This is a genomic window from Streptomyces sp. NPDC101227, from assembly GCF_044767545.1.
In the GTDB taxonomy this organism is placed as follows: domain Bacteria; phylum Actinomycetota; class Actinomycetes; order Streptomycetales; family Streptomycetaceae; genus Streptomyces.
Genome location: NZ_JBIWOD010000006.1, coordinates 315,581 through 341,861, shown reverse-complemented (window position 1 = coordinate 341,861; position 26,281 = coordinate 315,581). Strand labels below are relative to the sequence as shown.

Below are 26,281 nucleotides of genomic sequence, written 5' to 3'. Positions count from 1 at the left end.
GGGGTGCTCCTTTACTGCAAAGTGCGTGAGTGGTTCGGGAGTTGCGGGGTCAGCCCGCGAACCACCGCACCGGCTGCGGCCGCAGGTTCTCGTAAACGTGCTTGCTCTCGCGGTACTCGTCCAGACCCGTGGGGCCCAGTTCCCGGCCGATGCCCGACTTGCCGAAGCCGCCCCACTCCGCCTGCGGCAGGTAGGGGTGGAAGTCGTTGATCCAGACCGTGCCGTGCCGCAGCCGGGCGGCGACCCGGCGGGCGCGGGCGGTGTCGGCGGAGAAGACGGCGCCGGCCAGGCCGTACTCGGTGTCGTTGGCGAGCGCGACCGCCTCGTCCTCGGTCGCGAACGTCTCCACGGTCAGGATCGGGCCGAAGGTCTCCTCACGGACGACCTTCATCTCGCGGTGGCAGCCGTCCAGCACGGTCGGCGCGTAGAAGTAGCCGGTGGCGGGCCGTACGTCCGACGGCTTGGGGCGGGTGCCGCCGCAGCGCAGCTGGGCGCCCTCGGCGAGCGCGGAGGCGACGTAGGCCTCGACCTTGTCGAGCTGCTGCTGGGAGACCAGCGGGCCGCACTCCACGCCGTCCTCGGTGCCGCGGCCCAGCTTGATCTTCTCGGCGCGGCGGGCGAGCTCGGCGACGAAGCGGTCGCGCACCGACTCCTCGATGATCAGGCGGGCGCCGGCGGAGCAGACCTGCCCGCTGTGGATGAACGCGGCGTTGAGGGCCTGGTCGACGGCGGTGTCGAAGCCGTCCTCCGTGGCGCAGGCGTCGGCGAACACCACGTTCGGGTTCTTGCCGCCCAGCTCCAGCGCGATCTTCTTGGCGCCGGAGACCGCCGCCGCGCCCGCCTTCGTACCGCTGGCGAGGCCGCCGGTGAAGGAGAAGAGGTCCACGTCGGGGTGCTCGGCGAGCCGCTGGCCGACCGGCAGGCCCGCGCCGGTGACGATGTTGGCGACGCCGGCCGGCAGCCCGGCCTCGACCAGCAGCTTGATGAGGTGGACGGTGGAGAGCGGGGTGACCTCGCTGGGCTTGATGACGAAGGTGTTGCCGGCCGCGAGCGCCGGCGCGATCTTCCAGCTCGCCTGGAGCAGCGGGTAGTTCCAGGGCGTGATCATCGCGCAGACGCCCACCGGCTCGTGCACGACGACGCTGTGGATGTCGGGAGATCCTGCGTCGACGACCCGCCCGCCGCTCTCGTTCATCACCAGGTCGGCGAAGTAGCAGAAGGCGTCGGTCACGCAGTCGACGTCGACCCGGCCCTCTTCCAGCGTCTTGCCGGTGTCGCGGCTCTCGATGAGCGCGATCTCCTCGCGGTCGCGCCGGAGCAGATCGGCGACCCGGCGCAGCAGGGCGGCCCGGTCGGCCACGGCCGTACGGGGCCAGGCGCCGGCGGAGCCGTCGAAGGCCCGCTTGGCCGCCGCGACCGCCGCGTCCGCGTCCGCGGCGCCGCCCTCGGACACCACCTGGAGCACGCTCGCGTCGGCGGGGTCGAGGACCTCCCGCGTGGCGCCGGATGCGGCCGGGAGCCACACCCCGTCTACGTGAATGGTCTCGATTGCCGACACGTGTGTTCTGCCTTCCGCCTACGGATTTGTTCCCACTGGTGCAACCACTCGCGCACTCAGCAACGGGAACCCCTCCCCGAAAGCCCCCCACCTATGCCCAAACCTTTATGGAAAGTGAGGCGAGTCACTCGAAACGCATCCGTTTGCCCGATTCATACCGATACGCACCCCATGTGCATGCCACGCACTTCCCCTCCGCGCCCGATACCCATCCAATGTGCGCCCGAAAATTCCGGAACGTACCCTGAATAGCCGTATGCCCTAGCCGGACGTCCCACGCACCGGAGGTGCCGCGATGGCCCGCAAACGCCGCCCCACGACCGCGATCACGGCCCTGACCTGCGGCGCAGCCCTGGTCGCCGGGCCCGCCTGGATGGGCGCCGCGGCCGCGGCCTCCCCGGCGGACGGCGAGGGAGATCTCGCCGGCAAGACCCCGCAGCAGGTGTCCGACGCGTCTCTCCACGCGCTCGTCGGCGCAAAATCCCTGCGCATACGCACCCAGTCCACCGTCGACCCGGGCAGGCTCGACCTCACCCTCGACCGGGCCGGCAACTGCACCGGCACCGTCAGCAAGGGCTCCTACGGCCACGTCGACCTCGTCAAGCGCGGCAAACAGGTGTGGATGAAGCCGGACACCGCCTTCTGGAAGACCCAGCTCCCCGGCAAGGAGGGCGACGCCGCCGCCCGGAAGTACCAGGGCCGGTACCTGCACGGCACCACCGACGACCCCTTCCTCCAGAGCCTCTCCACCGCCTGCGACCTGACCGCCTTCCAGAAGGCCGCCGCCAACCCCACCAGCCCTCCCTCCTCCGGCCACCCCACGACCCACCTGTCCAAGGGCAAGCCGACCGTCCAGGAAGGCACCCGCGTCCTGCCCGTCATCAAAAAGACCGGCGGCGTCATCCAGACCCTCTACGTGACCATCGACGGCAAGCACTACCCCCGCAAACTCACCGCCGAGGCCAACCACGAGACCGGCACCGTCCTGCTGAGCAACTACGACAAGCCGGTCTCCGCCAAGACGCCGCCGCCCGGAAAGACGGTGGACATCTCGGTGCTGGAGGAGCGGCTGCAGGGGACCCAGGGCTCGCAGGCCGCGTGACCGTACGTACCCGCGTGACCGCTCGTACATACGTATCGTTGAACCGTGCGGCTGCCCGCATGCGCGCGGCAGCGGGGAGGAGCGGCACGATGCTCCTCAGCCTTGAGCGGACCGAGACGATCGAGACCGGCGGGACCGAGATGGACGAGGCCACTGAGCAGCCCTTCAAGTCGAGCTCTGACGAGCTGGATGAGCTGTTCGAACAGATGCCTGCCCCCGAGGGCTACAAGGTCGAGATCGTCGAGGGGACCGTCGTCATGTCACCGCAGCGGGACATCCACTGGCAGACCATCCGTCGGATCGTGCGGGCGCTGGAAGACCGGTTCGGGATGGATGTCCTCGTGACATCGGACGTCCGCATCGATTTTCCCGGTGAGCTGAACGGCTTCGCGCCGGACGTCGCCAAATTCGCCGACGGCTCCACAAAGGACAAGGCGGGCCGCCGGCGCTACCAGGACATCGAGTTCGTCGCCGAAGTCATCTCCAAGGGAACCGCAACGAACGACTACGGGCCGAAGAAGGAGGCCTACGCCACCGCCGAAGTCCCGGTCTACGTCATTGCCGACCCGTACATCGGCCGCTGTCGCGTCTTCACCGACCCGCAGGACGGCGAGTACAAGAGCGACCTCACGCTCGCGTACGGGAAGCCGATCGACCTCACCGGCACGGTCGTCGGCATCAGCTTCCCCACCGACGAGTTCCCCAAAGACTGACCCGCCGTCCCCCTTTGGACAGTTGACTGACGGCACACCACACGTGCCACACCAAGGGGGACCCTCCGATGTACGACTCCATCCGCACCGCGGCCCTGATCGCCGCCACGCTCACCACGGGCCTCAGCGCCGGTCTTTTCTACGCCTTCGCCTGCGCGGTGATGCCCGGTCTGCGGCGGTCGGACGACCACACGTTCGTGACCGCGATGCGGCGGATCAATGTGGCCATCCTCAACGGGTGGTTCGGGCTCGGCTTCTTCGGGGCGCTGGTGTTCACCACGGTGGCCGCCGGGCTGCATCTGCGGGCGGACGGGCATGCCGTACTGCCCTGGCTGATCGCGGCGCTCGCGCTGTATCTGGTCCTGATCGTGACGACCTTCGCGGTGAATGTGCCGCTGAACGACCAGTTGGAGGCGGCCGGGACGGCGGACGGGCAGCCGGGCCCGGCCGCCGTACGGGAGCGCTTCGAGGCGCGATGGGTGCGCTGGAACGTGCTGCGCGCGGTCTCCGGTACGGCGGCCCTGGGGTGCCTGGTGTGGGCGCTCGTCCTGCACGGGCGGATGGGCGGCGGCGCCGCGTAGGGCCCGTCCGGGGGTTCAGGGGCGGACGCCGCCCGGCGGGACGGCGCAGGCGTCGGAGAAGCCCTGGCTGTGCAGGCCCATCGCGCTGTTCACCCGGGAGCGGAAGTTCTCCACCGCCACCATCGCGGTCAGCTCGACGAGGGCGGCGTCGCTCAGGTGGCGGCGCAGGCTCTCGGTCAGCTCGTCGGTGACCGTCGGCGGGGTCGCGGTCATGGCCTCGGCGTACTCCATGACCAGCCGTTCCACCTCGGTGAAGGAGTCCTCGTGGGCCCGCCAGTCCGGCACCTTGCTGATCTTCTCCAGCGGCAGCCCGAGCTTGTCGGCGTGCCAGTAGCCGAAGTCCATGCACCACGAGCAGCCGATCACCGCCGCCGGAACCATCTCCGCCAGCTGCCTGAGGGTGGGGTCCAGCGCCCGCCACCGGCCCACCTTCGCCTCGAAGCCGAGGTACGACCGAAGGATCCTGGGGTGGTGCCCGAACACCAGGGCGGGCTCCATGACCTTGCCGTATGCGCGCCGCGAGTACCACTTGGCCAGCCGCAGCGAGAGCGAACGGGGCGGGTTGAGCGAGATCCGTGCCATGACGGTTGCCTCCTCGTACGAGGTCGGAGTCGATGAGCGGGGGCGGCGTCCCTGGACGGAGCGCATGCCCTCACTTCGTACGACGAGTGGGCGCCGACGGATGTGACACGGGGCCGCGGAGAGCGCGGGGCGAGCCGTACGAGGGACAGCCCGTCACCCTCCATCGGCGAGCCGCTCCCCCCTGCCACCACCCCCCGGGAAGACAATTCGGGCATGGCTCATGACACGGATGACGCGACCGCAACGGCGAGCAAGGCGGTGCTGGAGGGCGGCCCCGATGAGTTCCCGGGACGCATCGTGGCGATCGATCCCCCGGGGACGTCCGAGCTGAAGATCCCTTTTCTGGCCGGGTACGAGCACTTCCGTGCCACGTCGCGGACGAAGCAGACGGCCGAGGGCACGCTGCCGGTCTACGAGTGGTGGGAGCGCACGGAGCTGCCCGGCTAGCTTCGCGACCGCAGAAACAGCCGAGCCCGCACGGCCGTTGAGGGCCGTGCGGGCTCGAAGTGGCAGGGTGCGCCGGATCAGATGAGACCGAGGCCGCGGACCGCCTCGCGCTCCTCCGCCAGCTCCTTGACCGAGGCGTCGATGCGCTCGCGGGAGAAGTCGTTGATCTCCAGGCCCTGGACGATCTCGTACTTGCCGTCCTTGGTGGTGACGGGGAAGGAGGAGATCAGGCCCTCCGGGACGCCGTAGGAGCCGTCCGAGGGGATACCCATGGAGGTCCAGTCGCCGTCGGCGGTGCCGTTGACCCAGGTGTGGACGTGGTCGATGGCGGCGTTGGCGGCCGAGGCGGCGGAGGACGCGCCACGGGCCTCGATGATCGCCGCGCCGCGCTTGGCGACGGTCGGGATGAAGGTGTCGGCCAGCCAGGCCTGGTCGTTGACGACCTCGGCGGCGTTCTTGCCGGCGACCTCGGCGTGGAAGATGTCCGGGTACTGGGTCGCGGAGTGGTTGCCCCAGATCGTCAGCTTGCGGATCTCGGAGACCGGGGTGCCGGTCTTCTGCGCGAGCTGGGAGATGGCGCGGTTGTGGTCCAGGCGGGTCATCGCGGTGAAGCGGTCGGCCGGTACGTCCGGGGCGGCGGCCTGGGCGATCAGCGCGTTGGTGTTGGCGGGGTTGCCGACGACCAGGACCTTGATGTCGTCCGCGGCGTGGTCGTTGATGGCCTTGCCCTGCGGCTTGAAGATGCCGCCGTTGGCCTCGAGCAGGTCGCCGCGCTCCATGCCCTTGGTACGGGGGCGGGCGCCGACCAGCAGCGCGACGTTCGCGCCGTCGAAGGCCACGTTCGGGTCGTCGGAAATCTCGATGCCCCGGAGCAGCGGGAAGGCGCAGTCGTCGAGCTCCATGGCGGTGCCCTCGGCGGCCTTCAGACCCTGCGGGATCTCCAGAAGGCGCAGCTTGACCGGAACATCCGCACCGAGGAGGTGACCGGAAGCGATGCGGAAGAGGAGGGCGTAACCGATCTGGCCGGCGGCGCCGGTCACGGTGACATTGACGGGAGTGCGGGTCATGGCGATCTCCTGCGCGACGTTTTCTGGGGGCAAGCCCCCGGACCACCATGGGTGGCGGTGGGTGTCCCTGCCCGGTTATCGAGTCTCATCGAGGTCTCTTGGTATCGAGAGACCCAGCCGTCAGGCTATCGGACCCCCGGCCGGCGCAAGCGACGGGCCGCTGTGGGACACCTCACCGGGTGTCGCGGACCCGGTACAGGGGCGGCGGTCGCCCGCTCAGGGAGGGGGGAAGCGGGCGACCGCCAGGTTGTGCCGCACCCGTGGGGGGTATTCGTTCGCCTGCCCCGGATTCGCAGGGGCATTCCCCCCTCGTTTCGGCCATCCGGAGGGCGGGGCACATCCCGGCCACGCGACGGAGCCACGGGGCAGAGCCATGTGACGGAGCTTCCGGACGGCCCCGGGTCCTAGTGGGCCGCGGCCCGCGCGCAGCCCGTCAGGCCGCCGGCCGTCGTCCCGCAGGCCGCCACCCGTGCCGGGTCCCCGGCCACCGCGACCATCGCCGTGTAGGCGGCGCCGTTCCGCTCGGCCCTGGCCGTGGCGCTGCGGTCGCCCGCGCTGACGGTGGCCCGGTCGCCCTGCGCGGCGCCGCTGATCCGCGCCCATGCCGCATGGCACACCTTGCTGTAGCGGACCTCGATCAGGGCGCCGCCCGCCATGCCCCGGGACGGGCTGACCGCATGCTGCCCGCCACACCCCATTTCCTCCGGGTCGCGCCCCGAGCAGCCGGCGCCGGTGCACTTCACTCCGGCGGGCAGTACGGGCTTCGGGCTCGGGCCCGGGTTCGGCGTCGCCGACGGTCCGGGCGCCGCCTTCTTGGGCCCGTCACCGGCCGGATGCAGCAGCAGCACGGCGGCGGCCATCAGCAGCGCCCCCAGCACACCGGTGAGGATCATGAGCACCCGGCGACGGCGGCCGCTGGGGCCGTCGGGCGGGGCGGGAGCGGGCGCCGCCGTCGGTCCGGGAGGGACCGCGTCGGACGCCGCCCCTTCCAGCTCCTCGAGCGCGGCCCGCGCCTGCGCCACCCGTATCGCCTCCATGGTGACGTCGTGCCGCATCTCCGACCGGCTCCAGGCCCGCTCGGCCAGCTCCCACAGCGTGGTCAGGTGCCCGGCGTCCGTGCCGGTGGCCTCGGCGAGCTTGACCACGGCCCGCTGCGGGGGCAGCAGGCGGCCGTTGAGGAAGCGCTCCCACGACGTTCTGCTGTAGCCCGTGCAGTCCGCGACGGCCGACACGCTCAGTCCGCTGCGCTCCACGAGTCTGCGCAGCCAACCGGCGAACTCCCTTACCTGCGGATCGAGTTCGTCCGGTAAGGCCCTCCAGCGAGGCATGCTCGTTTCCCCTATCCCCCCCGCGTACCCAACTGCCGTACCGCAGGATGCCAGTTCTCCAGCGCCGCGGCGCACGGAAGCACGGGGCCCCGCGGCGCCTGGTGCGTGCGCCGGTCACGCCTCGGGGGCGGCCGGGGCCGGTCGTTCACCGTGGCGCGAATTCACTCCACCGGGCAGCCCGGCCGGCGCGAGGAGGGGGTGCGGCCGTGCCGGGATATCAGCCCATAGCCGGAAATCGGCCGGTCACGGAGGTTCAACCGCTCGCGGGACATCCGGCGGCGACGGCCGATACACAGTCCGAAAACGTCGCTCCGGCCCCTCTGACCGCTCTGGCGACCGTACGGGCCCGGCGGCCGTCGGAAGTCAGCTCCCGTCACCCCATCACCCCTACGACGTAACGGATTTACCGCCGGGCGGCGCCCGCGCCCTAGGGTGCCGCGCTATGAGCCGAGTGCTGACCATCGACGTACCGACCGGCGTCCGCGCCTACCAACTGGACACCGACCGCGGGTCGTTCGCCGTGCTGGACGCGTCGCCGTCCGCCGGGGCCCGTCGCGGCACCGCTCTGCTCCTCCCCGGGTTCACCGGCAGCAAGGAGGACTTTCTGCCGCTGCTCGCCCCCTTGGCGGGGGCCGGGTTCCGTGCCGTGGCGATCGACGGGCGCGGGCAGTACGAGTCGGCCGGGCCGCGCGAGGAATCGGCGTACGCCCAACGGGAGTTGGCGCGCGATGCGGTCGCCCAGAGCGCCGCCCTCACGGACGGCGGCGGACCGCTGCATCTGCTGGGCCACTCGCTCGGCGGCCTGATCGCCCGCGCCGCGGTGCTCGATGCGGCCCCGGCGCCGCTCCCCTGGGCCTCGCTGACGCTGATGAGCTGCGGCCCTGCCGCGGTCGGGGCGGCGCAGCGGGTGCGTACGCGCATGCTGGTCGACGCGCTGGGCGGGATGGACATGGACGACATCTGGCAGGTGATGCGGGCCGTGGAGGCGGAGGGGGCAACGGCGGCGGCCGCCGAGGTCGAGGCCTTTCGTCACCGGCGGTGGATGAGCACGGTGCCGGAGCAACTGATCGCCACCGGACGGCAGTTGATCGACGAGCCGGACCGGGTCGCGGAGCTGGCGGCGGTCCCGCTGCGCAAGCTGGTGGTGTCCGGGACGGACGATGAGACCTGGCCGGTGCCAGGGCTGGACGAGATGGCCCGGCGCCTGGGCGCGGAGCGGGTCGTGGTCGACGGCGGCGGGCACTCCCCCGGCGTCCACCGGCCGGCGGAGACGGCCCGTGCGCTGACGGCGTTCTGGTCGCCCGCGCGGGACCGGTAGCCGTTACGGCGGCCCGGCGCCCCGCTCCCGGCGTCCTCCGCCGGAACGGCCCGCCGCGCCGAGCCGCCTCACACCTCCACCGCCGCCCGCAGGTTGACGTCCAGCGCGTCCAGGAACTGCTCCGTGGTCAGCCATGGCTGGTCGGGGCCGATCAGCAGGGCCAGATCCTTGGTCATCTGGCCGCCCTCCACCGTCTCCACGCACACCCGCTCCAGCGTCTCCGCGAAACGGATGACCTCCGGCGTGCCGTCCAGCCGTCCCCGGTGCGCGAGCCCCCGGCTCCAGGCGAAGACCGAGGCGATCGGGTTGCTCGAGGTGGCCTTGCCCTGCTGGTGCCGGCGGTAGTGACGGGTGACGGTGCCATGGGCGGCCTCGGCCTCGATGGTGCGGCCGTCGGGGGACATCAGGACGGAGGTCATCAGGCCGAGCGAGCCGAAGCCCTGGGCGACGACGTCGGACTGGACGTCGCCGTCGTAGTTCTTGCAGGCCCACACGTAGCCGCCGGGCGACTTGAGGGCCATGGCGACCATGTCGTCGATCAGCCGGTGCTCGTACGTCAGCCCCTGGGCCCGGAAGTCCTCGGCGAACTCGGCGTCGAAGACCTCCTGGAAGAGTTCCTTGAAGCGGCCGTCGTACTTCTTCAGGACGGTGTTCTTCGTGGACAGGTGCACGGGGTAGCCGCGGGCCAGGCCGTAGCGGAACGCGGCGCGGGCGAAGTCGGTGATCGACGCGTCGTGGTTGTACATCGCCAGCGCCACGCCGGGACCGGGGAACGCGTGGACCTCCAGCTCGACGGGCTCGGAACCGTCGTCCGGGGTGAAGGTCATCGTGAGGGTGCCGGGGCCGGGGACCCGCAGCTCGGTGGCGCGGTACTGGTCGCCGAAGGCGTGGCGGCCGACGACGATCGGCCGGGTCCAGCCCGGGACCAGCCGCGGCACATTGGCGATGATGACCGGCTCGCGGAAGACCACGCCGCCCAGGACGCTGCGGAGGGTGGCGTTCGGCGACGGGTACATCGCCTTGAGGTTGAACTCCTCGACCCGCGCCTCGTCCGGGGTGATCGTGGCGCATTTCACGCCGACGCCGTACCGCTGGATGGCGCGGGCGGCATCGAGGGTCACCTGGTCGTGGGTCGCGTCGCGGTTCTCGATGCCGAGGTCGAAGTACTTCAGGTCGATATCGAGGTAGGGGAGGATCAGCTTGTCCCTGATGAAGGACCAGATGATGCGGGTCATCTCGTCGCCGTCCAGCTCGACGACGGGGTTGGCTACCTGGATCTTGGCCATGAGGCGGACGCCCCTCTCGCGCTTCGGCCGGTTCGGCGAAATCGACGGACCGTGACGACTTCACGACATTGCGTCATCAAGTTACTCGACGCCGCCGCCGAAGCGCGGAACCCGCCTACCGCACGGTGAAGTGCACGATGTCGTCCAGGAACGGGATGTGGATCCACGGCTTGGGCTGCACCATCATCGACAGCATCACGATCACGAAGCCGAGCACCCCGTAGGTCAGCAGGTCGGTGAAGCGGGAGCGTACGGCCAGCATCCCCACCGACGGGAGCGCCCAGCGCAGCGCCGCCCCCGCCAGCAGGGACAGGCCGATCACCAGCGCCCCGATGCGGAACGCGTCGAGGGCCACCAGCAGCAATCCGGCCGCGACACCGCCCATGACGGTCAGCAGCGGCCACTGCCGGGCGGGCGCGGGATGGCCGCCCGAGGCGGCCCGGCCGCCGCCCTCCGGCCGGGCGGTGTCCCGGGTCAGCTGCGGAAAGCGGCGCGAGGAGCGCTGCGGCTCGGACGCCTGTTCCGAATGCGCTTCGGCGGCCATGGCGGGCGGTCCCTTCGGGTCGGGTACGGGTCAGCCGGCCGCGCGCTCGGCGGCCTCGACGACATTGACCAGCAGCTGGGCGCGGGTCATCGGGCCGACGCCGCCCGGGTTGGGGGCGACCCAGCCGGCCACCTCGGCCACGCCGGGGTGCACATCGCCGACGATCTTGCCCGCCTCGTCGCGGCTGACGCCGACGTCCAGGACGGCGGCGCCCGGCTTGACGTCCTCCGGCTTGATGATGTGCGGCACACCGGCGGCGGCGACGATGATGTCGGCCTGCTTGAGGTGCGCGGACAGGTCGCGGGTGCCGGTGTGGCACTGGGTCACCGTGGCGTTCTCGGACTTGCGGGTGAGCACCAGCGGCATCGGGCGGCCGATGGTGATGCCGCGGCCGACGACCACCACGTCCGCGCCCTTGATCTCGACGCCGTGCCGGCGCAGCAGCGTGACGATGCCGTACGGGGTGCACGGCAGCGGGCCCTCGATGCCGAGCACGAGGTTGCCCAGGCTCACCGGGTGCAGACCGTCGGCGTCCTTGGCCGGGTCCATCAGCGACAGGACGCGGTTGGCGTCGATGCCCTTGGGGAGCGGGAGTTGGACGATGTAGCCGGTGCAGGCCGGGTCCTCGTTGAGCTCCCGGACGACCGCCTCGATCTCTTCCTGGGTGGCCGTCTCCGGCAGCTCACGCTGGATGGAGGCGATGCCGACCTGGGCGCAGTCGCGGTGCTTGCCGTTCACGTACCAGCGGCTGCCGGGGTCGTCGCCGACCAGGAGCGTGCCCAGGCCGGGCTGCACGCCCTTGGCCTGCAGCGCCTCAACGCGGACGGCGAGTTCGGACTTGATCGCTGCGGCGGTGGCCTTGCCATCGAGAATCTGGGCAGTCATGACCCCTATCCTCCCGGATGAGGGTGGCCGCATTCCAATCAGGGCACGCGGGACGTCACTGGCCGGAATTGATCATTGCACTTGCACAACGCCTATGGGTCTTGACTGGACAGAGCCAAGCTGCAACTAGAAGGATTGTCGCTCAGTGCCGCAGGCATTGTCGGGGGTGGGCCAGTAAAACCTGTTTTTCCTCCGAGTCACGCCGCGTCGTCCCCCACTGACCCACACGGAGGAAAACACCAGATGAGCTTCGGCGACCCGAACAACCCCTACGGCCAGCAGCCGCCGCAGGCTCCGTACGGTGCCCCGCAGCAGCCCCCGGGCGTGCCCCCGCAGGGCGGCCAGCCCGGCTACGGCTACCCGCAGCAGCCGGCGCCTCCGCAGCAGCCCTACGGCGCTCCCCAGCAGCCCGCCCAGTACGGCTACCCGCAGCAGCAGGCCGCGCCGGGCTACGGCTACCCGGGCCAGCCCGGGATGCCGGGTATGCCGATGGCGTACGCGAGCTGGGGTGCACGTCTGGGAGCGCGCCTCCTCGACGGACTGATCATCATGGTGATCCCGGGGATTCTGTACGGCATCGCCTTCGCCGTCGCGATGTCGAACGTCAAGACGTGCGCCTACGACGACTACTCGTGCCGTGCGGACGCCGGCCCGCCGGTCTTCGCGTTCCTGCTCATGGGGTTGGCCGGTCTGCTGGTCCTGGCCGGCGGCATCTTCCTCATCGCCAAGGAAGGCAGCACGGGCCAGACGCCCGGCAAGAAGGCCCTGGGCATCCGGGTCGTCCGCGACGGAACGGGCGCCGTGCCCGGCTTCGGTACCTCCTTCGGGCGCCAGGCGTGCCACTACTTCCTGGGCGGCATGTGCGGTCTGAACTTCCTGTGGCCCCTGTGGGACGAGAAGAGCCAGACCTGGTCCGACAAGATCTGCGGCACCATCGTCGTCCGCGCTCAGTAGTCGACACCGCCATCCGGCCCTCCGTGGGCCGGACATGACGTCCCCAAACACCCCGAAGGCCCCCTCGCACCGCCGCGACCGGGGCCTTCGCGGCGCTGTACGGGACATCTCCGGGGCATCGCCGTCCGACCGCCCCCATACTCGCCGGTACCGGCGAAGCCGGCATTCGCTCGAGACGCCTGAAGGACATCGCTCGTGAGCTATCCGAATCAGAATCCCTACGGTCCGCCGCCGGGCCAGCAGCCCGGATACGGCTACCCGCAGCAGCAGCCGCAGCCGTCGCCGTACGGTCCCTACCCCGGCGGGGTGCCGGGCGGGATACCGGGCGCGCCGGTCCTGACCGGGATGCCGGGCGGGGTGAAGGCGGCGCGCGTCATGCTGTACGTGCTCGCCGGCCTGAACTTCATCGGCCTCGCCTTCGCCGTGTGGGGCCTGGGGGCCGTGAGCAAGGCGTCGAAGCAGGCCACCTACGCCACCGAGGACGACCTGGCCGCGTTCAACGTCGGCAAGGGCCTGCTGATCTTCCTGATCGTGGTGATCGTGGCCATCACGGTGTTCGCGATCACGGTGGCCGCGCAGTTCGGCAAGGGCGGCAAGGGCGTCCGCGTCTGCGCCATCATCTTCGGCTGCGCCACCGCCGTGGGGAGCTTCTTCCTCTTCCCCTTCGGCCTGATCCACACCGCCCTCGGGATCATGATCATCGTCTTCACCTCCAAGGAAGACGGCGCCGCCTGGTTCAACCGGCCGCGTTACTGACGCCCCGGCAAATGGAAGGGCCGCACCCCGCGCTCGGGGTGCGGCCCTTTCGTATGGCGCCGCTCAGTGGAAGAAGTGCCGCGTTCCGGTGAAGTACATCGTCACGCCCGCCTTCTTGGCGGCCTCGACGACGAGTTCGTCGCGGATCGAACCGCCGGGCTGGGCAACGGCCTTGACCCCGGCCTCGGCGAGCACCTCGAAGCCGTCGGGGAAGGGGAAGAAGGCGTCCGAGGAGGCGTAGGCGCCGCGCGCCCGCTCCTCGCCCGCGCGCTGCACGGCCAGCTTCGCCGAGTCCACGCGGTTGACCTGCCCCATGCCGACGCCGACCGTGGCACCGTGCTTGGCGAGCAGGATCGCGTTGGACTTCACCGCGCGGCCCGCCCGCCAGGCGAAGGCCAGCTCGGCCAGTTCCTCGGCGGACAGCGCCTCGCCCGCGGCCAGCGTCCAGGTGGCCGGGTCGTCGCCCTCGGCCTGGAGGCGGTCGGTGACCTGGAGGAGGGCACCGCCGTCGATCGGCTTGACCTCGACGGGGTTCGACGGGGCGTCAGGGCAGCGCAGCACCCGGATGTTCTTCTTACGGGAGAGCGCCTCGACCGCGCCGTCCTCGTAGCCGGGCGCCACGATGACCTCGGTGAAGATCTCCGCGACCTGCTCGGCCATCGCCAGCGAGACCGGGCGGTTGACTGCGATCACACCGCCGTAGGCGGACACCGGGTCGCACTCATGGGCCTTGCGGTGCGCCTCGGCGACATCCGCCCCGACCGCGATGCCGCAGGGGTTGGCGTGCTTGATGATCGCCACACACGGCTCGGACTGGTCGTAGGCGGCCCGGCGGGCGGCCTCGGTGTCCGTGAAGTTGTTGTACGACATCTCCTTGCCGTGCAACTGCTCGGCGTCGGCGAGGCCGCCGGTGCCGGTCACGTACAGCGCGGCGGCCTGGTGCGGGTTCTCGCCGTAGCGCAGGACGTTCTTGCGCGCGTAGGTGGCGCCGAGGAACTCGGGGAAGCCGGAGTCGTCGGCGGCGGCGTAGTCGTCCGCGAACCAGGAGGCGACGGCCACGTCGTACGCCGCCGTGTGCTGGAAGGCCTCGGCGGCCAGCCGCTTGCGGGCGGCGAGGTCGAAGCCGCCGCCGGCGACGGCCGCGAGGACGTCCTCGTACCGCTGCGGATTGACGACGACGGCGACCGACGGGTGGTTCTTGGCGGCGGCGCGGACCATCGAGGGGCCGCCGATGTCGATCTGCTCCACGCACTCGTCGGGGGTGGCGCCGGAGGCGACCGTCTCCCGGAACGGGTAGAGGTTGACGATCACCAGGTCGAACGGCTCGACGCCGAGGTCGGCCAGCTGCTGCTGGTGCGCGGGCAGGCGCAGGTCGGCGAGGATGCCGGCGTGCACCTTGGGGTGCAGGGTCTTGACCCGGCCGTCGAGGCACTCCGGGAAGCCCGTCAGCTCCTCGACCTTGGTGACCGGCACCCCGGCAGCGGCGATCTTCCCGGCCGTCGAACCGGTCGAGACGAGCTGGACGCCCGCCGCGTGCAGCCCCTGCGCCAGCTCCTCCAGCCCGGACTTGTCATAGACGCTGACCAGTGCGCGGCGGATGGGCCGCTGCGAACCTTCGGTGGCGGTCACGAGATACGTACCTTTCGTCCCTCAATGCGGTAGCCGTGCCGGGCCAGACGCCCCACGACCTCGACGAGCAGCGATCGCTCGACTTCCTTGATGCGCTCATGGAGCGCGGATTCGTCGTCCTCGTTCCGGACCTCGACCACGCCCTGCGCGATGATCGGGCCGGTGTCGACGCCGTCGTCGACGAAGTGGACGGTGCATCCGGTGACCTTCGCGCCGTACGCGAGCGCATCGCGTACGCCGTGGGCACCGGGAAAACTCGGCAGCAGCGCCGGATGGGTATTGAGGATCCGGCCGCCGAAGCGGGCGAGGAATTCCTTCCCGAGGATCTTCATGAAGCCGGCCGAGACGATGAAGTCGGGCGCGTGGGCGGCGGTCGCCTCGGTGAGCGCCGCGTCCCAGTCGTCCCGGCTGCCGTAGTCCTTGACGCGGCAGATGTACGTCGGCAGGCCGGCCCGCTCGGCGCGCTCCAGCCCGGCGATCGCGCCCCGGTCGGCGCCGACGGCCACGATCTCGGCCCCGTAGGCGTCCGGGCCCTGCTCGGCGATGGCATCCAGCAGCGCCTGGAGGTTCGTACCCGAGCCGGAGACGAGGACGACCAGGCGGGCGGGGCGGGTGGGCGGAGTGGGCGGAGTGGGGGCTGGGGAGGAAGCCACGGCGGGGCTCTTTCTCGTTTCGCGTGGTTTGTGTGGTCGTACAAAGCCGTGGGTACCGCACATACGGGGAACCCTACGAAGGCGCCGACCGTCAGCAACGATACCGGCACACCGAGCGGCCCCCGCGGGACGGGGGCGGGCACGGGAGGTAGCGTCAGGCCTAAGACTGCATGCAGTTCGTGGTATCGGGCGCCGCGGCCGGCTGGCCCGCGTACGGACGAGACAAGGGGAAGACGCACTCCAGATGACGGACCGACGCCGCAGCGCGGCCCTCCTGCTCCCTCCCCCGGCTACCGCTGGGGGGTGCCCCCGGCCCGCCGCCACCCCGGGGGCGATCCTGCTGCGTGAGCGCGAGTCGTCGTCCTCCCCGGCGGGCAGCCCTCTCCCCGAGTCTTCGGCTTCGCGGGACTCCGCGGACGCCTCCGGCCCTTCCGGTGCGACCGGCGACTCCGGCGCTGCGGGCGGCTCGGGCGGTTCCGACGGACCCGGCGGTTCCGACGGGCCAGGCGGCTCCGGCAGGTCCGGCGGCTCCGGTGACGAGGGCGGTTCCGGCGGCAAGCGCCGTCGTGCGCACACCCCGGACAACGACAACCCCTTCGCCGCCCCGCCGGCCGACGCCCCCGACCAGGAATGGCGCCCGCGCCATCCGCAGGGCCAGGGGAACGACGGCGACCAGGAGCGGGCGCCGCAGGACGAGCCGACGCCGACCTGGGGCAGCCAGTGGAGCAGCCGGCAGCCGGGGCGGGGCAGCGGCGGCTTCGGCTCCCGGCAGGGCGGCCGCGGTCAGCAGGGTGGCGGCCAGGGCGGGCCCGCCGGCGGTCAGGGCGGGCTGCGCTGGGATCCGACGGACCCGGCCCAGCGTCGCGCGCGCTACGCCCTGCTCTCCGGCATGTGGGCCTTCTTCTTCGTGCTCTTCAGCCTGCCGGAGGTCTCGCTGCTGCTGGGCGCGCTGGCGCTCTACTGGGGCATCAGCTCGCTGCGCGCCAAGCCGGGCGCCGCGAAGCAGGCGGCGGAGGCGACCACCGCGGCGATGGAGGGCCGGCCGACGCCCCCCGCGCCCGGCCAGCCGCTCGCCGGCCCGGCCTCCACCCGGCCGCAGACCACCGCGGCCATCGCCGGTCTCGTCACCGCCAGTCTGGCCCTGATGATGGTGGCCGCCACCTTCACCGTCCAGATCGTCTACCGCGACTACTTCACCTGCGTCGACGACGCACTGACCCAGAAGGCGGGCAAGTCCTGCGAGCGCCTGCTGCCCAAGGAGCTGCGCCCGCTGCTGAGCACCCAGCAGTAACCGAGGGCGTGGCTACGAACGGCGCCGAGGCCGGCCGCGCGGTCTCCGCGCCGGCCGCCCCCTCAGCCGCCAGGCCCGCAGCCCCAGCGCCCCCGGTACCCCGACCACCAGCATCCAGCCCGCCGCGGCCGGCCCCATGAGCCACCAGCGGGGCCCGAATTCGACCAGTACGCCGCTGCCCACGGCGCCGCCCGACACCCCCGCGAGCAGCGCGGTCGCCACGCCGCAGAGGCCGGAGCCCAGGGCGGCCACGGAGGCGGTCGACCGCCAGGTCCAGTGGCCGCCGCGCGCGGTGCCGGCGACTGCGTCCGGGGCCGTCGCGGGCCCGGCCGCGTAACGGGCGAGCAGCACCCCGGCGGCCACCGGGGCCACCACGACCGCCCAGGTCAGCGGGCCGCCCGCGCCCGCCTCCGGCAGGCCGCTGAGCAGCGGGAAGCGCGGCAGTGCCGGACGGCCCGAGGCGCCCAGCGGCCCGACGGCGGCGCCCGCCCCGACCGCGAAGCCCGGCCCCAGCGCGTATGCCGCGCCCCAGACGGCCGCGTTCGGCAGCAGCATCAGGCACAGCAGCAGCACCGTGCAGCGGCCGGCCCAGTCCCGGGCGAGCCGGAAGAGGTCCTGCTGGGCGGCGCCGGCGTGCAGGGCGAGGCCGACGAGGGTGAGCAGGATGCCGGAGACGAGCAGGGCGAGGGTGGCGGCGGTGGCGGCCCGGAACGCGGCGGCGAGCCGGGGCCCCGCGACGGCCTCCCGTACGCGGTCCGGCAGGCCGGCCGGCGCCCGGCGGACGGCGGCGGGCAGCAGGTCGGCGGCGCCGCGGCCGAGGATGCGCCAGGCGGTGCCGGCCAGGACGGCGACCGCGGCGGCCGGTACGCAGAGCAGGGCGCTGAGCGGGGCGGCACTCAGCGGACCGGCCGAGGCGTAGAGCACCGCGCCGGCCGCGACCGTCAGATAGCCGGTCAGCAGCGCGCCGAGCAGGCGCCGCGTCGGCCCGGGTGTGGTGGTGACCGCGGTCGCCAGGGTGTGCCGGGCGGCCCGGTGCAGCAGCCAGGCGGGGAGGGCGGCGAGCAGCAGCGGGGTCACGGCGAGCGGCGCGGGGGTGCCGGACGGGGTGGCGCCTCGTACGAGATCGCTGCCGTGCGCGAGCAGCCACAGATCGGCGGACAGATGCAGGGCGCGGGAGAGGTCGCCGCCGGGGTGCGGGTAGGCGACCCAGAGCAGCAGAACGGCGACGGTGAGCGCCCCGAGGCCGAGGCCGGCGGCCAGCGCGCCGCCGACGAAGGCGGCACCGGGGGCGGCACGGGAGGCGCCGCGAGAAGCGCTACCGGAGGCGGCGGTGCGGGAGGCGGCGTCCGAGGTGGCGTCGCATGTGGCCTCGGAAGCGGCACCGGAGACGGCGTCGGCGAGGGCGCCTGATGTGGTCGTGATGTGGAAGGTGGCGTCGAGGCTGGGGTCGGGGGCGGCGTCGAAGGGGGCGGGGGAGCGTTGCGCGGTCTGCCGGCTCACGGGGTCATGCTGCCAACAACACCCGTTTCATTTGAGTAGTGACGGAATGCCCGACGTGTCGCACTTTGTGTGGTTATGCGCGTTTCCCACACTGCAGACATGAGCAAGCGCAAGCGAAAGCGAAAGCCGACCCCCGAGCCGGCGACGCCGGAGCCGGTGACGCCTGAGCCGGTGGCCCCCGAGCCGGCAGCCCCCGAGCCGGCGACGCCCGACCCCGAGCCCGTCGCGCCCGAGCCCGAGCCCACCCCCGCCGCCACCTTCGACCACCTCTGCTCCCGGCACGCCGACACCCTGATCCGGCAGGCCTATCTGCTCACCGGGCGGCCCCGGCTCGCGCGGCGGGCCGTCGAGCGGGCGTTCCAGCAGGCGTGGCAGAAGTGGCCGGAGGTGGCGGTGGACGCGGATCCGGCGGGGTGGGTGCGGGCGGCGGCGTACGAGTACGCGCTGTCGCCGTGGCGCGGGCTCCGGCCCCGGCGCCGGGTCGCCGTGAAGAAGGCCGGGCCGCCGGAGGACCGGGCGCTGCTGCGCGCGTTCCTGGAGCTGCCCGTCGCATACCGCCGGACGCTGCTGCTGCACGACGGGGTCGGGCTCGGGCTGTACGAGACGGCGGCCGAGGTGGAGGCGAGCACGGCCGCGGCGGCCGGGCGGCTGATGCACGCGCGGGAGCGGCTCGCCGAACGGCTGCCGGAACTGGGGCTGGCCGGCCGGTCGCCGGTACTGCAGGGCGAGATGCTGCGCGTCCGGCTCGGGAAGCTGGCGGCCGCGCAGAAGGTCACGCTGCCCGCCCCGCGGGCCGTGCGCACCGGGAGCGCGCGCACCGTCCGGTGGACCACCGGCGCGGCACTCGGGCTGACCGGGCTGGTCGCGACGGCGACCGTGGTGACGGTGTTCACCGCCCCGGCCCGTTACACGCCGCCCTCGCAACGGCCCACGGCGAAGCCGGCGACGAAGGCGGCCACGCAGCCGGCCACGAAGGCGAGTGCGCCCGCCGTGGAGGCCGGGCACGAGGGCGGACGCAAGCCGCCGGCCGTACGCAAGGCCCCCGGCGGCCACGGCTACCTCCCCGCCGAGGCCCGCCTGAGTCCCGGACTGCGTTAGCCAGTTGGCAGTCGGACAGTTGGGCAGTCGGACAGTTGGCCGGACCGGGCGGCGCCGCAACGGACGCGGGCCCGCACCCACCAGGGGTACGGGCCCGCGTCCGTTGCCGTAAGCACTGCGCCGCAGGACGGGTCCGGCGGTGCCGGGAGGCGCAATCAGCCGACGAGGATCTCGCGGGCCAGGCGCGCGGTCTCCGACGGGGTCTTGCCGACCTTGACGCCGGCGGCCTCGAGGGCCTCCTTCTTCGCCTGGGCGGTGCCGGAAGAGCCGGAGACGATGGCGCCGGCGTGGCCCATGGTCTTGCCCTCGGGCGCGGTGAAGCCCGCGACGTAGCCGACGACCGGCTTGGTGACGTTGGCCTTGATGAAGTCGGCCGCACGCTCCTCGGCGTCGCCGCCGATCTCGCCGATCATCACGATCAGGTCGGTGTCGGGGTCGGCCTCGAACGCCGCGAGGGCGTCGATGTGCGTCGTGCCGATGACCGGGTCGCCACCGATGCCGACGGCCGAGGAGAAGCCGATGTCACGGAGCTCGTACATCATCTGGTAGGTCAGCGTGCCGGACTTCGACACCAGACCGATGCGGCCGGGCTTGGTGATGTCGCCCGGGATGATGCCGGCGTTGGACTGGCCCGGCGTGATCAGACCGGGGCAGTTCGGGCCGATGATGCGGGTCTTGTTGCCCTTGGACTTCGCGTACGCCCAGAAGGCGGCGGAGTCGTGGACGGCGATGCCCTCGGTGATGACGACGGCGAGCGGGATCTCGGCGTCGATGGCCTCGACGACGGCGGCCTTGGCGAAGGCCGGCGGCACGAAGAGGACGGAGACGTTGGCGCCCGTCTTCTCCATCGCCTCGGCGACGGAGCCGAAGACCGGGACCTCGGTGCCGTCGAAGTCGACGGACGTGCCGGCCTTGCGGGGGTTCACGCCGCCGACGATGTTGGTGCCGTCACCGAGCATCAGCTTGGTGTGCTTCATACCGGTGGCGCCGGTCATCCCCTGGACGATGACCTTGCTGTCCTTGGTGAGGAAGATAGCCATGGTGTTGGTGTCCCTCGTCCCTTACTTGGCCGCGGCCAGCTCGGCGGCCTTGTCGGCCGCACCGTCCATCGTGTCCACGCGCTGGACCAGCGGGTGGTTCGCGTCCGACAGGATCTTGCGACCCAGCTCGGCGTTGTTGCCGTCGAGGCGCACGACCAGCGGCTTGCTGACGTCCTCGCCCTTGGACTTGAGCAGCTCCAGCGCCTGGACGATGCCCTTGGCGACCTCGTCACAGGCGGTGATGCCACCGAAGACGTTGACGAACACGGACTTGACGTCCGGGTCGCCGAGGATGATCTCCAGGCCGTTCGCCATGACCTCGGCGGAGGCGCCGCCGCCGATGTCGAGGAAGTTGGCGGGCTTGACGCCGCTGTGGTTCTCACCGGCGTAGGCGACGACGTCCAGGGTGCTCATGACGAGCCCCGCGCCGTTGCCGATGATGCCGACCTGGCCCTCGAGCTTGACGTAGTTGAGGCCCTTGGCCTTGGCCGCAGCCTCGAGCGGGTTGGCTGCGTCCTTGTCCTCGAGAGCCGCGTGGTCCGCCTGGCGGAACTCGGCGTTCTCGTCGAGGGACACCTTGCCATCGAGGGCGATGACGCGGCCGTCGGCGACCTTGGCCAGCGGGTTGACCTCGACGAGGAGGGCGTCCTCCTTGATGAAGGTCTCCCACAGGGTCACCATGATCTCGGCGACCTGCTCGGCGACGTCGGCCGGGAACTGCGCCTGCGCCACGATCTCGCGGGCCTTCTCGATCGAAACGCCCTCGTTGGCGTCGACCGGGACCTTCGCGAGCTTCTCGGGGGTGTTCGCCGCGACTTCCTCGATCTCCACGCCGCCCTCGACCGAGGCCATGGCCAGGAAGGTGCGGTTGGTGCGGTCGAGGAGGTACGAGACGTAGTACTCGTCGGCGATCTCCGGAGCCGTCTCGGCGATCATCACCTTGTGGACCGTGTGGCCCTTGATGTCCATCCCGAGGATGTCGGTCGCACGGGCGACCGCCTCGTCCGGGGTGGCGGCCAGCTTCACGCCGCCGGCCTTGCCCCGGCCACCGACCTTGACCTGGGCCTTGACGACGGACTTGCCGCCAAGGCGCTCGGTCGCCGCACGCGCCCCCTCAGGCGTGTCGATGACTTCACCGGCCAGCACCGGTACACCGTGCTTGGCGAAGAGGTCCCTCGCCTGGTACTCGAACAGGTCCACGCGCGTCCGTCCCTTGTCTTCTCAGAATCGCCGTAGTGATCGCGGTTCGTTGTCTGCGATGGGCGTGCCGCGAAGGGCAACGTGACGGCGCTGTCACAGGGGAGGCGTACACGGTGTCCGAATACGCGGCATGTCCGTCTCGCAGGTTATCGCCGCAGGACCTGCGGCCCTAAATCGCAGATCACACTCTGCCGGTGATTACGGTCACAGATCTTTTGGCCGAGTTACGCCTCCGTGAGATTTCCGCATGTTGACGGCCGGTTTTCGGCGACCGCTCTGGTACGCCGCGGGCTCCGGTGTCACGCGTCGGACAGCTCCGCTTGGGAGGGCGTTCGGGATCTCCTCCTGGTACGTCCCCGGGCGCCCGATCTCATGTGATTCCGGTTCTGCCGATGCGGGAATCCGCTTGAGGAGAAGTCCGCGCGGTACCGTCACAATGCCTCCGCAGGCGGTGTCCGGAAAGGCCTCTTGACCCGTCAACTCCCCGCGGCAGAAACTGCGTTGAGCACTCACACATACATACGCATCAGGAGTCACAAGCTTCGGGCTTGGTCCCGTGCAGGTCGGTCTTCAGGCCGCTCCGCACCGGGTGCAGACGGGGGATCTTGATGGGTAGCGGGGGGATGCGTGACCGCGGGCAGGGGACGGCCGCGGGCTCTTCCGCACCCGCCGCGCCTCCCCCTTCTTCCCGCCACCCCTCCCAGCTTTCTCGATTTCTTGGTGTCGTCACACTCGGTGCCTAAGGGATTGGAGGGGGAATGCCGACACATGCCGCCTATCGGGGCTACCCCGGCGTTTATGTCGAAGAGCTTCCCAGCAGCGTCCGTAGCATCACCACCGTCACCACATCGGTGACCGCTTTCGTCGGCCACACCCGGCGCGGCCCGCTCAACCAGCCGGTGCGGATCACCAGCTTCGCCGACTTCGAGCGCCGCTTCGGGGGGCTGACCGCGCAGAGCCCGGTCGCGTACGCCGTCCACCAGTTCTTCGGCAACGGCGGCACGGTCGCCGTGATCGTACGGGTCGCGAAGGCGGGCAGCGGCAAGGAAGCCCACGTCACGCTGGAGTCCACCGAGGGCCACAGCCAGTGCCCGGTGCTGGAGGTGCACGCCAAGGAGCCCGGCGTCTGGGGCTCGGGCCTGCGGGTGGCCGTCGACTACGACACCCGCTGCCCGGAGGAAACCTTCAACCTCCAGGTCCTCGACGCCCACGGCACCGCCCGCGAGGCGTACTCCGGCCTGTCGATGGACCCCGGCAACGGCAAGTACGCCGAGACGGTGATCAACGCCGGCTCCGCGCTGATCCGCGTCGACGTCGTCGGCGAGGGCCGCCCCGACCCCTCCGGCACCGTCTCCAAGGCCTTCCACCACGAGCTTCCCGACCTGGCCGTCGACCTCACCGTCAAGATCGGCGAGGTGGAGCGCGAGTTCACGCTCTACGACCCGGACTGCGACGGCGAGGCGCCCTGCACCGTCACCGAGCTGGCGCTGCTGCTGGAGCACAAGCTGCGCGCGCTGCCGGACGCCCCCGGCAAGCACGCCTTCGCGGGCGCACAGGTCACCGCCTTCGGCCGCCGCATCCAGGTGGTGGCGGGCTCCACCGACCCCGACGACGTGGTGCGCTTCGTCGGCGAGTGCGCCAATGACCTGGGCCTGGAGGCCTCCGTCAACCCGCCGGTCTTCCCGCTGTGTGGCGGCGAGGACGGCGATCTGCCGGGTCCGCGCGACATCATCGGCAGCGAGGCCCGCAAGAGCGGCCTCCAGGCGCTGCGCGACGTCCACGACGTCAACCTGCTGGCGCTGCCCGAGCTGGCCGCGTACGAGAACACCGAGGACATCGTCACCGTCCTGTCCGCGGCCGAGCGCCTCTGCCGGGAGCGGAGGATCTTCCTCCTGGTCGACGCGCCCGCCGCCTGGGGCAGTGTGGACGCCGCCCGCGCCGGTATCGCCGCCTTCGATGCGGTCCGCGGCAACCACTCCGCGCTGTACTTCCCGCACCTCCAGCTCACCGACCCGCTCTCCGGCCGGCTGCGCTCCTTCCCGCCGTCCGGTGCGCTCGCCGGCGTCATCGCCCGTACGGACAGCGAGCGCGGGGTGTGGAAGGCCCCGGCGGGGACCGAGGCGCGTCTTGCGGGCGTCCATTCCCTCAGCGTGAAGCTGACGGACCGCGAGAACGGTCTGCTCAATCCCCTCGGCATCAACTGCCTGCGCACCTTCCCGGTGGTGGGCCCGCTGGTGTGGGGCGCCCGCACGCTGCAAGGCGCGGACGCGCTGGAAAGCGAGTGGAAGTACGTCCCCGTACGGCGGCTGGCCCTGCACATCGAGGAGAGCCTGCTGCGCGGCCTGCAGTGGGTGGTCTTCGAGCCCAACAACGAGCAGCTCTGGCAGCAGATCCGCCTCAACGCCTCCGCCTATCTGCACTCGCTCTTCGAGAAGGGCGCCTTCAAGGGCACCACGCCGCGCCAGGCGTACTTCGTCAAGTGCGACAAGGACACCACGACGGCGACGGACATCGAGAACGGCATCGTGAACGTCGTGGTCGGCATCGCGCCCGTGAAGCCCGCCGAGTTCGTGATCGTCAAGATCCAGCAGATGGCCGGGCAGTTCGACCTCTAGCGACGTACCGGCAGCAGGAAAGGAGAAGTGAAGGAATCCGATGGCTGAGTTCCAGATCAACGCCCATCGCTTCGACCCGTACAAGAACTTCAAGTTCCTGGTCCTGTGGGACGGCCGTACGGTCGCGGGTGTCAGCAAGATCAGCCCACTGAAGCGCACCACCGAGGTCGTCAAGCACCGCAACGGCGGCGACCCCAGCTCACCGCGCAAGTCCCCGGGGCGCTCGGAGTTCGAGGGCATCACCCTGGAGCGCGGGGTTACCCACGACCCGGAGTTCGACCGCTGGGCCAACAAGGTCTGGCAGGTGGGCGCCGGCCTCGGCTCCGAGGTGTCGCTGGCCGACTTCCGCAAGGACATCGTCATCCAGGTCCTCAACGAGGCCGGCCAGGTCGCCGTCTCGCACAAGGTCTACCGGGCCTGGCCGAGCGAGTACCAGGTCCTGGGCGAGCTGGACGCCAACGCCAACGCCGTCGCCATCCAGAGCCTGAAGCTGGAGTGCGAGGGCTGGGAGCGGGACTACGAGGTGCCGGAGCCGGAGGAGCCGTCGTTCACGAACCCGGCCTGAGCCGGAGTCCGTACGTACGGCACGCGCGCGTACCGCACGCGCTTTGGGCACCTTTGCACCGGACGAGGTGAGGAATGGCGGTCACCGGGCCCGCTGAACTGCTGGCCACCTGGGAGGCCGGGCTGGCCCAGCAGGGCGGCGGCCGGGCCCTGTTGCTGCACCGTGCGGCCCGCCCCGGGGCCGGCACCGACGCGTTGCTGTCGGTGCCGCTCGGGGAGCGGGCGGCGGATCTGTTCGCGCTGCGCCGGGCGCTGTTCGGCGACCGGATGCAGGTGAAGACCGACTGCGCGGACGCGGACTGCGGCGCGGCCATGGAGTTCGAACTCGACGCGGGCGAGCTGGGCGCCGCCCGGCCGCGGGTGCCGGAGGGCGGGCTGCGGGTCGAGGAGGGCGAGTGGGTGGTGCACTTCCGGCTGCCCGGCCCCGCCGATCTGGCCGCGGTCTCCGCCGCCGTGGACCCGGGGGACGCCCGGCGGATGCTGGGCAGCCGCTGTGCGCTGTCGGCCCTGCGGGCGGGGCGGGCGGCGTCCGACGGGGAGCTCGCCCGGCTGCCCGAGCCGGTGCTGAAGCGGTTCGCCGAGGTGGCCGAAGAAGCCGATCCGGCCGCCGAGATGACGCTGAACATCGCCTGCCCGGAGTGCGGCGCGGCCACCCCGGCCGAGCTCGACATCGCGGCCTACCTGTGGACCGAGCTCGACGCCTGGGCCCGGGACGTGCTCCTCGATGTCCATCTGCTCGCCTCGGCCTACGGCTGGAGCGAGCCGGAGATCCTGGCGCTGAGTCCGCTGCGGCGCCGTTACTACCTGGAGCTGTGCGCAGATGCCTGACGACTACTTCGGCCGGTTGCTGGCGCGGTATGCGCCGCCGGGCCGGGACGGCTCCGCGGAGGCGGGCGCGGGGCGACGCGTGCTCGTACGGCCTCGGCTGGCGGAGCCGTTCGAGCGGGTGGAGGCGTTAGGGACCGCGCCTGCCGCGCCGGAGGGGCCGGCACCGCTGTTTCCGGAGGCGCCCCGGGCGGGGGCGTCCGAGGGCGAGCGGGTGCGCCACGACCGAGAGATCAGGACCTTCGCGGAGCGGGAGACCGTGGTGCGCGGCGAGCCGCCGCGACGGGATGAGACGGAGCGCCTCGATGCTCCTCAACTGCTTTCCGCAGAAAGGCTGTTGCTGCCCGCGACGGCCCCTTTCCCCGGCCTGCGCGACGCCTCGTCCGCGGCCGTACGGCCGCGCGGGCGGGCGGAGGTCGCGCGCGAGGACGGGCCCGCACGCGGGGCGGCGCCCGCGCCCGGCCCGCGCGCCTCGGACGCCGCACCGCGCGCCGTCGCCCCCGCACTCCGGCCGCGTACGGACGAGGTGTCCCCGGCCCGTACGGCCGCGCGGGCCGCGGCGTCCGGCCGGCGCGGACAGCGTCCGGCCGAGCGGGTGGTGCATGTGCAGATCGGGCGGCTGGAGGTCAGTGCGGCGGGCCCGGAACGGCCCACGGCAGGCGGGCGGGCGGCGCGTACGGAGCGCCGCGGGCCTTCGCTGAGCCTCACGGACTACCTCTCCCGCGACGAGAAGAGGAACTGAGAC

The 26,281-nt window shown here is 71.7% G+C and carries 25 protein-coding genes; 13 read left to right on the top strand and 12 right to left on the bottom strand.

The features are described 5' to 3' along the window. Positions 1 to 49: 49 nt before the first annotated feature. Positions 50 to 1,558: an aldehyde dehydrogenase family protein gene (locus ACIRPT_RS16580; protein WP_403513600.1), complete on the bottom strand. Its 1,509-nt coding sequence runs from the start codon at positions 1,556 to 1,558 to the stop codon at positions 50 to 52. Between the two features lie 295 nt (positions 1,559 to 1,853). On the opposite strand from ACIRPT_RS16580, the gene ACIRPT_RS16575 reads away from it, so the two are divergent. The 3 genes from ACIRPT_RS16575 to ACIRPT_RS16565 all read left to right on the top strand — a co-directional run bounded on the left by ACIRPT_RS16575 (position 1,854) and on the right by ACIRPT_RS16565 (position 3,954). Further along, positions 1,854 to 2,660 carry a hypothetical protein gene (locus ACIRPT_RS16575; protein ID WP_403827587.1) on the top strand — a complete coding sequence of 269 codons (807 nt, stop codon included), beginning with the start codon at positions 1,854 to 1,856 and terminating at the stop codon, positions 2,658 to 2,660. Between the two features lie 89 nt (positions 2,661 to 2,749). After that, positions 2,750 to 3,373 (top strand): Uma2 family endonuclease, encoded by a 624-nt coding sequence (locus tag ACIRPT_RS16570; RefSeq protein ID WP_403827585.1) that lies wholly within the window; start codon positions 2,750 to 2,752, stop codon positions 3,371 to 3,373. Between the two features lie 68 nt (positions 3,374 to 3,441). Next, entirely contained in the window at positions 3,442 to 3,954 is a 513-nt protein-coding gene (locus ACIRPT_RS16565) for a DUF1772 domain-containing protein (protein ID WP_403827583.1), read from the top strand. A 15-nt stretch (positions 3,955 to 3,969) separates the two neighbouring features. Here the strand turns inward: ACIRPT_RS16565 and ACIRPT_RS16560 are convergent, their stop codons facing one another. Continuing rightward, positions 3,970 to 4,536 carry a carboxymuconolactone decarboxylase family protein gene (locus ACIRPT_RS16560; RefSeq protein ID WP_403827581.1) on the bottom strand — a complete coding sequence of 189 codons (567 nt, stop codon included), beginning with the start codon at positions 4,534 to 4,536 and terminating at the stop codon, positions 3,970 to 3,972. Positions 4,537 to 4,749: 213 nt separating this feature from the next. Here ACIRPT_RS16560 and ACIRPT_RS16555 point away from each other — a divergent pair, with 213 nt between their 5' ends. Continuing rightward, on the top strand, positions 4,750 to 4,983 hold the full coding sequence (locus ACIRPT_RS16555; protein ID WP_403827579.1) for a DUF5988 family protein: 234 nt from the start codon (positions 4,750 to 4,752) through the stop codon (positions 4,981 to 4,983). Between the two features lie 77 nt (positions 4,984 to 5,060). On the opposite strand, the gene ACIRPT_RS16550 is transcribed toward ACIRPT_RS16555, so the two are convergent. Next, positions 5,061 to 6,050, bottom strand: coding sequence for a malate dehydrogenase (locus tag ACIRPT_RS16550; RefSeq protein ID WP_403827577.1), 990 nt, complete (start codon positions 6,048 to 6,050; stop codon positions 5,061 to 5,063). Between the two features lie 404 nt (positions 6,051 to 6,454). Continuing rightward, positions 6,455 to 7,378, bottom strand: a complete 924-nt coding sequence (locus ACIRPT_RS16545) for a DUF2690 domain-containing protein (RefSeq protein ID WP_403827575.1) — start codon at positions 7,376 to 7,378, stop codon at positions 6,455 to 6,457. Between the two features lie 442 nt (positions 7,379 to 7,820). Between ACIRPT_RS16545 and ACIRPT_RS16540 the strand changes: the two genes are divergently transcribed. Continuing rightward, the gene (locus ACIRPT_RS16540) at positions 7,821 to 8,696 is read left to right on the top strand and encodes an alpha/beta fold hydrolase (protein ID WP_403827573.1); all 876 of its coding nucleotides are present in this window, start codon (positions 7,821 to 7,823) and stop codon (positions 8,694 to 8,696) included. A 68-nt stretch (positions 8,697 to 8,764) separates the two neighbouring features. Here the strand turns inward: ACIRPT_RS16540 and ACIRPT_RS16535 are convergent, their stop codons facing one another. The 3 genes from ACIRPT_RS16535 to ACIRPT_RS16525 all read right to left on the bottom strand — a co-directional run bounded on the left by ACIRPT_RS16535 (position 8,765) and on the right by ACIRPT_RS16525 (position 11,411). Next, positions 8,765 to 9,982: an NADP-dependent isocitrate dehydrogenase gene (locus ACIRPT_RS16535; RefSeq protein WP_403827571.1), complete on the bottom strand. Its 1,218-nt coding sequence runs from the start codon at positions 9,980 to 9,982 to the stop codon at positions 8,765 to 8,767. Between the two features lie 115 nt (positions 9,983 to 10,097). Beyond that, a complete protein-coding gene (locus ACIRPT_RS16530; RefSeq protein WP_403827569.1) occupies positions 10,098 to 10,526 on the bottom strand; it encodes a DUF3017 domain-containing protein in 429 nt (142 codons plus the stop codon). 30 nt (positions 10,527 to 10,556) lie between these two features. After that, a complete protein-coding gene (locus tag ACIRPT_RS16525; protein WP_403827567.1) occupies positions 10,557 to 11,411 on the bottom strand; it encodes a bifunctional methylenetetrahydrofolate dehydrogenase/methenyltetrahydrofolate cyclohydrolase in 855 nt (284 codons plus the stop codon). Positions 11,412 to 11,654: 243 nt separating this feature from the next. Here ACIRPT_RS16525 and ACIRPT_RS16520 point away from each other — a divergent pair, with 243 nt between their 5' ends. Both ACIRPT_RS16520 and ACIRPT_RS16515 read left to right on the top strand, forming a co-directional pair. Continuing rightward, positions 11,655 to 12,365 (top strand): RDD family protein, encoded by a 711-nt coding sequence (locus tag ACIRPT_RS16520; protein WP_403827565.1) that lies wholly within the window; start codon positions 11,655 to 11,657, stop codon positions 12,363 to 12,365. A 195-nt stretch (positions 12,366 to 12,560) separates the two neighbouring features. After that, positions 12,561 to 13,121: a hypothetical protein gene (locus ACIRPT_RS16515; RefSeq protein WP_403827563.1), complete on the top strand. Its 561-nt coding sequence runs from the start codon at positions 12,561 to 12,563 to the stop codon at positions 13,119 to 13,121. 63 nt (positions 13,122 to 13,184) lie between these two features. On the opposite strand, the gene purH is transcribed toward ACIRPT_RS16515, so the two are convergent. Together purH and purN are read right to left on the bottom strand one after the other, a co-directional pair. Next, a complete protein-coding gene (gene purH, locus ACIRPT_RS16510) occupies positions 13,185 to 14,750 on the bottom strand; it encodes a bifunctional phosphoribosylaminoimidazolecarboxamide formyltransferase/IMP cyclohydrolase (RefSeq protein WP_403827561.1) in 1,566 nt (521 codons plus the stop codon). Continuing rightward, entirely contained in the window at positions 14,747 to 15,403 is a 657-nt protein-coding gene (gene purN / locus ACIRPT_RS16505) for a phosphoribosylglycinamide formyltransferase (RefSeq protein ID WP_403827559.1), read from the bottom strand. Before purN ends, purH begins: the two co-directional genes overlap by 4 nt. A 244-nt stretch (positions 15,404 to 15,647) precedes the next feature. Here purN and ACIRPT_RS16500 point away from each other — a divergent pair, with 244 nt between their 5' ends. Continuing rightward, positions 15,648 to 16,694 carry a hypothetical protein gene (locus ACIRPT_RS16500; RefSeq protein ID WP_403827557.1) on the top strand — a complete coding sequence of 349 codons (1,047 nt, stop codon included), beginning with the start codon at positions 15,648 to 15,650 and terminating at the stop codon, positions 16,692 to 16,694. A 12-nt stretch (positions 16,695 to 16,706) separates the two neighbouring features. Here ACIRPT_RS16500 and ACIRPT_RS16495 read toward each other — a convergent pair whose 3' ends face one another. Then, positions 16,707 to 18,194 carry a DUF6350 family protein gene (locus ACIRPT_RS16495; protein WP_403827555.1) on the bottom strand — a complete coding sequence of 496 codons (1,488 nt, stop codon included), beginning with the start codon at positions 18,192 to 18,194 and terminating at the stop codon, positions 16,707 to 16,709. Between the two features lie 99 nt (positions 18,195 to 18,293). Between ACIRPT_RS16495 and ACIRPT_RS16490 the strand changes: the two genes are divergently transcribed. Beyond that, the gene (locus ACIRPT_RS16490) at positions 18,294 to 19,292 is read left to right on the top strand and encodes an RNA polymerase sigma factor (protein WP_403827553.1); all 999 of its coding nucleotides are present in this window, start codon (positions 18,294 to 18,296) and stop codon (positions 19,290 to 19,292) included. 155 nt (positions 19,293 to 19,447) lie between these two features. Here ACIRPT_RS16490 and sucD read toward each other — a convergent pair whose 3' ends face one another. Together sucD and sucC are read right to left on the bottom strand one after the other, a co-directional pair. Further along, positions 19,448 to 20,332 (bottom strand): succinate--CoA ligase subunit alpha, encoded by an 885-nt coding sequence (sucD, locus tag ACIRPT_RS16485; protein WP_403512249.1) that lies wholly within the window; start codon positions 20,330 to 20,332, stop codon positions 19,448 to 19,450. Positions 20,333 to 20,353: 21 nt separating this feature from the next. Continuing rightward, positions 20,354 to 21,532 (bottom strand): ADP-forming succinate--CoA ligase subunit beta, encoded by a 1,179-nt coding sequence (gene sucC / locus ACIRPT_RS16480; protein WP_403512252.1) that lies wholly within the window; start codon positions 21,530 to 21,532, stop codon positions 20,354 to 20,356. Positions 21,533 to 22,290: 758 nt separating this feature from the next. Between sucC and ACIRPT_RS16475 the strand changes: the two genes are divergently transcribed. The 4 genes from ACIRPT_RS16475 to ACIRPT_RS16460 all read left to right on the top strand — a co-directional run bounded on the left by ACIRPT_RS16475 (position 22,291) and on the right by ACIRPT_RS16460 (position 26,278). Continuing rightward, complete coding sequence (locus ACIRPT_RS16475; protein ID WP_403827550.1) at positions 22,291 to 24,147, top strand: phage tail sheath family protein; 1,857 nt, start codon at positions 22,291 to 22,293, stop codon at positions 24,145 to 24,147. A 40-nt stretch (positions 24,148 to 24,187) separates the two neighbouring features. Further along, complete coding sequence (locus ACIRPT_RS16470; protein ID WP_403512258.1) at positions 24,188 to 24,712, top strand: phage tail protein; 525 nt, start codon at positions 24,188 to 24,190, stop codon at positions 24,710 to 24,712. Positions 24,713 to 24,786: 74 nt separating this feature from the next. Then, positions 24,787 to 25,539, top strand: a complete 753-nt coding sequence (locus ACIRPT_RS16465; RefSeq protein ID WP_403827548.1) for a hypothetical protein — start codon at positions 24,787 to 24,789, stop codon at positions 25,537 to 25,539. Continuing rightward, positions 25,532 to 26,278, top strand: coding sequence for a hypothetical protein (locus tag ACIRPT_RS16460; RefSeq protein ID WP_403827546.1), 747 nt, complete (start codon positions 25,532 to 25,534; stop codon positions 26,276 to 26,278). The genes ACIRPT_RS16465 and ACIRPT_RS16460 overlap by 8 nt, the downstream gene beginning before the upstream one ends. Positions 26,279 to 26,281: the final 3 nt, after the last annotated feature.

Bases quoted from the DNA above. Each gene is read 5' to 3' on its own strand.
- ACIRPT_RS16555 (WP_403827579.1), top strand. From the start codon at position 4,750: ATGGCTCATGACACGGATGACGCGACCGCAACGGCGAGCAAGGCGGTG.
- ACIRPT_RS16530 (WP_403827569.1), bottom strand. From the start codon at position 10,526: ATGGCCGCCGAAGCGCATTCGGAACAGGCGTCCGAGCCGCAGCGCTCC.
- ACIRPT_RS16570 (WP_403827585.1), top strand. From the start codon at position 2,750: ATGCTCCTCAGCCTTGAGCGGACCGAGACGATCGAGACCGGCGGGACC.
- sucD (WP_403512249.1), bottom strand. From the start codon at position 20,332: ATGGCTATCTTCCTCACCAAGGACAGCAAGGTCATCGTCCAGGGGATG.
- ACIRPT_RS16540 (WP_403827573.1), top strand. From the start codon at position 7,821: ATGAGCCGAGTGCTGACCATCGACGTACCGACCGGCGTCCGCGCCTAC.
- ACIRPT_RS16470 (WP_403512258.1), top strand. From the start codon at position 24,188: ATGGCTGAGTTCCAGATCAACGCCCATCGCTTCGACCCGTACAAGAAC.
- ACIRPT_RS16565 (WP_403827583.1), top strand. From the start codon at position 3,442: ATGTACGACTCCATCCGCACCGCGGCCCTGATCGCCGCCACGCTCACC.
- ACIRPT_RS16560 (WP_403827581.1), bottom strand. From the start codon at position 4,536: ATGGCACGGATCTCGCTCAACCCGCCCCGTTCGCTCTCGCTGCGGCTG.
- ACIRPT_RS16490 (WP_403827553.1), top strand. From the start codon at position 18,294: ATGAGCAAGCGCAAGCGAAAGCGAAAGCCGACCCCCGAGCCGGCGACG.
- ACIRPT_RS16525 (WP_403827567.1), bottom strand. From the start codon at position 11,411: ATGACTGCCCAGATTCTCGATGGCAAGGCCACCGCCGCAGCGATCAAG.
- ACIRPT_RS16545 (WP_403827575.1), bottom strand. From the start codon at position 7,378: ATGCCTCGCTGGAGGGCCTTACCGGACGAACTCGATCCGCAGGTAAGG.
- ACIRPT_RS16465 (WP_403827548.1), top strand. From the start codon at position 24,787: ATGGCGGTCACCGGGCCCGCTGAACTGCTGGCCACCTGGGAGGCCGGG.
- ACIRPT_RS16475 (WP_403827550.1), top strand. From the start codon at position 22,291: ATGCCGACACATGCCGCCTATCGGGGCTACCCCGGCGTTTATGTCGAA.
- ACIRPT_RS16460 (WP_403827546.1), top strand. From the start codon at position 25,532: ATGCCTGACGACTACTTCGGCCGGTTGCTGGCGCGGTATGCGCCGCCG.
- ACIRPT_RS16520 (WP_403827565.1), top strand. From the start codon at position 11,655: ATGAGCTTCGGCGACCCGAACAACCCCTACGGCCAGCAGCCGCCGCAG.
- ACIRPT_RS16550 (WP_403827577.1), bottom strand. From the start codon at position 6,050: ATGACCCGCACTCCCGTCAATGTCACCGTGACCGGCGCCGCCGGCCAG.
- ACIRPT_RS16535 (WP_403827571.1), bottom strand. From the start codon at position 9,982: ATGGCCAAGATCCAGGTAGCCAACCCCGTCGTCGAGCTGGACGGCGAC.
- ACIRPT_RS16575 (WP_403827587.1), top strand. From the start codon at position 1,854: ATGGCCCGCAAACGCCGCCCCACGACCGCGATCACGGCCCTGACCTGC.
- ACIRPT_RS16500 (WP_403827557.1), top strand. From the start codon at position 15,648: ATGACGGACCGACGCCGCAGCGCGGCCCTCCTGCTCCCTCCCCCGGCT.